Below are 5,474 nucleotides of genomic sequence, written 5' to 3' on the forward strand. Positions count from 1 at the left end.
ATAAGAAATGGTACTGTCCAGGCGCATGCCCAAACCCCATTCTCCATCAGAGGTAACCAATAAGGGTACACGTGCCAGTTCCTGGTATTTATTGGTGAGGATTACCTGCCTGCCCGGGCCTCCCTGGAAAAACACCAGGCCCCCTATCCGTTCTTTCTTAATTACATTTCCAATCGAATCTTCATAGGCCTTTGTAGAATTGGTTAAGGCCCTGACAAAGAACATTTGTGCAATCTTCTGACGCCTGCTCAATTTATTAAAAACAGAATCTACCCATTGATTGGGCTCGGAAAGTGTTTCTATATACGACTTTTTTTGGGCATTAACTGTAGTTATGGAAGTGAGGGCAACAAATGCCCAGACCGAAAAATGCTTAAACTTCATTATTTTAACGAATGGTTAGGAGCCCAAAGATAAACACAAAATAGAACACCGCCGACTTTCGAAAAAATAAAGCCATAAAAAATCCTGAACCGGTTCAACCGATTCAGGACTTTTTATTCAACTCATCATTAAGGCAATTTTTTAAATATATTAGTTACGACCTGCGGAATATCATCCACTGCTTTTTGAGGATTATCCAGATCACCTTCTGCCCAGCCTCTCCAGATTACTTTCTTGGTTTTTCTGTCAATCAGATCAATCATAATACTTCCTGCTTTTACGGTTTCCCTTCTCGCCTCACTGCCTACATATACTGGCATAGGGTCATAATAAGAAAAATATCTGTATGCTCTTCCCCGGTAATAGGCAATCCTTGGGCTTAACCTTGCAGGAGGATTGTAATATACTGGATCATTATATTCCCGGGTTTCTTTATTGACCACCGCTGTATATCTGACCAGTATATCGGGTTTCTGGTTGTCGAGTACCAAACCTTTTTTCTCTAACTCTTTACTCGCTGCATCAACAATCCTGTCTGTTGCCACATCATTGTTATAAAAACTGGACGACTTGGAATACCCCTCAGGTATCCAGGCATACGTCTTATAATGCTGGGTGCTAAGTGGTTTGTTACTTACTGCATAATAGTTGTAAGAAGAACATGCTGAGGCCATTATACTTATGGTGAACAGCATAAAAATTAGTCTTTTCATATTTTTTAATCCTTTCTATAATTACATATTGCAATCATTTCTACCGGGATGACTAACCTTTGTCCTTTTTGAGAACTGATTACTATCTATGAGACAGTTCGCGGGCAAAAAAGTTTAATTTATTTTTCGGACCAGCATTTTTATGTATCAAAATTGATACAGTTTTTAAGGAGCCTTCTACACAGTCCTAGGTAAGCTTCATTTTTTTTATCCACCCTGTAAAAAACGGATAACAGCCGTTACAAGGGGGATTATTCTTTTTTGACATTAAAGCCTTCGATTTACTGGCACATTTATTTCACTTGTAGGTATAACAAATAAATGAACATAATAAGAATCCTAAAAATCCCTTACCATGAAGAAACTCATTTTTCTGGCAGCAAGCCTGTTGGTTGCAGGTGCTGTACACGCTCAAAGTCCAATAAGAATCGGTATTAAAGCCGGGCTCAACCTTCCTAACATTATCAAAGATAATGGGAACAATAATTTCAGCACCAAAATAAACCCTGGCTTTAATGCCGGTTTAACGCTGGATGTTAACCTGATAGAGGGCCTGGCCATTACACCAGAACTGTTGTATTCTCAAAAAGGCTATAAACTCACCTCTAATGCTGGAGAATTTACACAAACGACCAATTTTATTGACATTCCTGTTCTGGCAACGATTAAGCTTGGAGCAAGTCCTTTACATTTAGTTGTAGGTCCGGAAGTCTCTTTTTTACTTTCGACCAAAAACAAATTTCAAAATGGCTTTGGTTCGGCAGAAGAGAAAATTGTTGAAGACGATGCAGACCGTTTCAAGAAAAGCCTGTTTGGAGGCGTTATTGGTTTCCGTTATGACATCAATAGTAATGTCGACATTCATGGCCGGTATGCCCTGGATTTCCAAAAGAACAATCAAAATGGCAGTACTCAAACCCCGGAATATAAAAACCAGGTGTTTTCTGTTGGCTTTGGTTATAAATTCTAAATCCTTGTCTTTTTGTTAAAACATTGGTTGGAATGAGTGCGCCATGACTGCGCCTTTTTTTAATTAAAAGGCGCAGTCATGGCGCACTCATTTTGTAGTTACTCTGCAATCGTATTGAACGACTGCTGATCCATCTAGCAAACCGTACTCAACTCTCTAAGGGTTTCTTTTACATATAAGCTTGCCAGCTTGTCTACTACATAGTCAATCTCTTCTTCAGTATTGTAACGGCTAAAGGAAAAGCGAATGGTTGTGCGGTCAAAATCACCGCCTAAAGCGCTGAGTACATGAGATCCTGCATTGGAATGGCTGCTGCAGGCGCTGCCACCAGAAGCACAAATATTATTTTGGTCCAGATAAATCAAAGGAGACTGCCCTCCTTCAGGGGTTGGAAGAGATACACTCAATACGGTAGCCAGACTCAGCTGATCTACAGCAGAGTTACCGTTAAATTTAATTCCCGGGATTTTACGGATCAGATTGTAAATCATTTTTTCTTTTAGATGACGAATGTGCGGTTGATAAACTGATGAATTTCTGTAAGCCAGTTCCAGGGCCTTGGCCAGACCCACAATACCGGTCACATTTTCAGTACCGCTACGCTGTCCTTTTTCCTGAGACCCACCGTTGATCAGGGGCTGCAACGGTGCTAAAGATCGTTTATATAAAAAGCCAATTCCCTTGGGGCCATGAAATTTATGAGCAGAACCAACTAAAAAATCTGTTTTTAATGTTGAAGTGTTGTACCGGTACTGTCCCATGGTCTGAACAGTATCAGTGTGAAATATTGCGCCGTAGCTTTTACAGACTTCCGCAATTTCATGGATATCGTTCAGATTTCCGATTTCATTGTTTCCATGCATTACAGATACGAAAGCCTGATCATGAGCAGACAGCAGCTGGTCCAGGTGAGAAAGCGATAAATTCCCTTTCTCATCGTGTTTCAAATAGACCAGTCTGATCTCCCCGTTGCGTTGCAGGTTTCTCAGCGTGTTCAAAACCGCATGGTGTTCAAAAGGTGTGGTGATGGCCAGCCGGATCCCATTGGAACGGATTGCTGAAACAATTGCAGTATTATCGGCTTCTGTTCCACCCGAGGTAAACACGATCTGTTCCGGGCTCGCTTCGAGCAGGTCAGCAATAATCCCTCTGGATTGTTCAATAGCTGTTCTTGCAGCTTTGCCGTGCTGATGGGCGGAAGATGGATTTCCAAAATTCTCGAAAAGATAGGGTTCCATTGCTTGAAAAACTTCCCTGCTTAATGGTGTTGTGGCGGCATTGTCTAAGTAAATCTTCATCTTTTTAATTTAAAATTTGATAAAAGCTACTTATTCAGAAATTCAGATGGAATCATCAATCTTATCTTTCCGCAATATGCGGAAGGAGTTAGCACCTTATACGATAACAGGTTGCTAAGACGTCACAGGGCCTTTCCCTCAGTCTTTCTGGATAAGTAAATACGTTTAAGAACGAATTCTTGAAACAAAGGTAATAATAGTCTACTAATTAAGTATACTTTTTATAAAAAAATTTTTTAGCCCTCGCAGTATTTATGCTCTTTAAGGATTTCTTAACATTAAGGGAATATTGCCGATGTAGATTTGTTAAAAATTTTAACATCGAAACAACAGCGACCCTTTCTATCCCTGATCTGGTGACTTCTTTAAAACAAGGAGATACACTTGCCATGGAAAACATCTACCGTAATCATTGGGAAGCTGTTTTAGACAGTGTGTACAAAAGGGTGCGGGATGAAGAGGTTGCGCAAGACATTACACAGGAAATTTTCATTTCCCTTTGGGAAAACCGCGAACGTTTGGTTATTGAGGGAAGCCTGGGGGCCTATCTCCAGGGCGCTGTAAAATATAAGGTGATCAATTATTTTAAATCCGCGATTGTTAAAGAAAAACATCAGGACGATTTGACAATGCTGGTTGGAGAACAAAATGCTGCTTCGGCAGAAAGCCAGCTCCTGTTAAAAGATCTCCATAAAGAAATTGATGAGGCCCTGATGGAACTGCCTGATAAAATGCGACTTATATTTTCCATGAGCAGGAAGCAGGAAAAAACCATTCAAGAGATTTCCCAGGAGCTTAACCTGTCCGCCCAAACGGTTAAAAATCAAATTTCCGCAGCGTTAAAAGTTGTAAAGAAAAGGTTGTCTTATTTGCTCATTTTAAGCATTTTGATCCTGTTAACACAAACTTAACCCAAGCTTAACAGCATTGGCTAGTACCAATCTTTTTTTGAACTGACATGTATATAGATGACAAAAGAAGAAAAGGCCAGTATACTGCTCCAAAAATACACGGACCATACCGCAACTCCAACTGAGCGCAAACAGGTGGAAGAATGGTACGCCGAATACGATAAACATCTGGTAGAATTAAATCCTGCTGCCAAAGAAAAAATCCACGCCCGGATATCCGCCCGGATTCAGGAGGAAATAACCAAAGAAACAAAAATGGGCTACAGAAGATTTCCTATGCTGCAATTTGTACTCCGTACTGCTGCAGTACTTGTTGTTATTTGCGGAGCCGGACTGGCTTTTTTGCATTTTTCCAGACAACAGGCTCTTCCTGAAAAACTGGTAACGGTGGCTACCCTGCCGGGTGAAAAAAAGGATCTGGTTTTACCGGATGGCTCACAAATTACCTTAAATCCCTCCTCCCGGATCGTTTATCCAGCAAAATTTAAACTGAGCAGCCGTCTGGTTAAACTGACAGAAGGAGAAGCTTTCTTTAAAATAGCACATGATGAACAACGCCCTTTTACTGTTCAAACTTCAAACGATATTTATACCAGAGTTCTGGGAACCTCCTTTCGGATCAAATCCTATCATTTGAGCCCCAAAATTGAGGTTTCAGTGGCCACGGGAAAGGTAGCTGTGGGGAATTCGCATCAGGTATTCGGCACCCTGGTGAAAGGCCAGCAAATCTCCTATGATAAGAAGAGACAGCTTGCTGCGATCAGTTACACGCCTCAGCCAGTATATGTCAACGTTGTTTTTGAAGGAACACCTTTAAAAAAGGTATTCGAAAAACTCGCTTATGCTTACAGCATTCAGATAGAGCTGGACAATCCTGTACTGGGTAACCGGAAATGTACGGCTTCCTTTAATACCAGGCAAAAACCGGAAGAGATCCTGGACATATTGTGCAGTCTTCATCACTTAAAATTTAACCAATCAGACGATCATAAAACCTTTAATGTGTATAAAAAATGAGTGTATAGAAGAAAATGTATAAACCGGTACTGATCAGATCAGCACCGGTAATTTTTGGAGCCGGGCTTCTAACGCCAATTGAACCGCCCAGCTTATTTTAAAACACGATTTAATGTTATAAAACAAATAAAAATATGAAAAAATCCTCAAAGAAGAGGTTACCAGCTCTTTATAAAGCCAT

At 40.6% G+C, this 5,474-nt stretch carries 5 protein-coding genes, 1 pseudogene and 1 riboswitch; of the genes and pseudogenes, 3 read left to right on the forward strand and 3 right to left on the reverse strand.

The window, feature by feature from the left end; translation table 11 throughout:
* Together VNZ46_RS19980 and VNZ46_RS19985 are read right to left on the reverse strand one after the other, a co-directional pair.
* Positions 1 to 384, reverse strand: a pseudogene (locus VNZ46_RS19980) (glycoside hydrolase family 3); the annotation flags it as partial.
* A 128-nt stretch (positions 385 to 512) separates the two neighbouring features.
* Positions 513 to 1,097: a DUF4136 domain-containing protein gene (locus tag VNZ46_RS19985; protein WP_325561912.1), complete on the reverse strand. Its 585-nt coding sequence runs from the start codon at positions 1,095 to 1,097 to the stop codon at positions 513 to 515.
* Between the two features lie 355 nt (positions 1,098 to 1,452).
* Here VNZ46_RS19985 and VNZ46_RS19990 point away from each other — a divergent pair, with 355 nt between their 5' ends.
* Positions 1,453 to 2,067 carry a porin family protein gene (locus VNZ46_RS19990; RefSeq protein ID WP_325561914.1) on the forward strand — a complete coding sequence of 205 codons (615 nt, stop codon included), beginning with the start codon at positions 1,453 to 1,455 and terminating at the stop codon, positions 2,065 to 2,067.
* A 134-nt stretch (positions 2,068 to 2,201) separates the two neighbouring features.
* Here the strand turns inward: VNZ46_RS19990 and VNZ46_RS19995 are convergent, their stop codons facing one another.
* Positions 2,202 to 3,365 (reverse strand): cysteine desulfurase family protein, encoded by a 1,164-nt coding sequence (locus VNZ46_RS19995; protein ID WP_325561916.1) that lies wholly within the window; start codon positions 3,363 to 3,365, stop codon positions 2,202 to 2,204.
* 58 nt (positions 3,366 to 3,423) lie between these two features.
* A riboswitch (SAM riboswitch) is annotated at positions 3,424 to 3,523 on the reverse strand.
* Between the two features lie 96 nt (positions 3,524 to 3,619).
* Here VNZ46_RS19995 and VNZ46_RS20000 point away from each other — a divergent pair.
* Positions 3,620 to 4,276 (forward strand): RNA polymerase sigma-70 factor, encoded by a 657-nt coding sequence (locus VNZ46_RS20000; RefSeq protein WP_325561918.1) that lies wholly within the window; start codon positions 3,620 to 3,622, stop codon positions 4,274 to 4,276.
* A 57-nt stretch (positions 4,277 to 4,333) separates the two neighbouring features.
* Positions 4,334 to 5,293 (forward strand): FecR family protein, encoded by a 960-nt coding sequence (locus VNZ46_RS20005; RefSeq protein ID WP_325561920.1) that lies wholly within the window; start codon positions 4,334 to 4,336, stop codon positions 5,291 to 5,293.
* Positions 5,294 to 5,474: the final 181 nt, after the last annotated feature.

The organism is Pedobacter sp. (assembly GCF_035566355.1).
Taxonomy (GTDB): Bacteria; Bacteroidota; Bacteroidia; order Sphingobacteriales; family Sphingobacteriaceae; genus Pedobacter.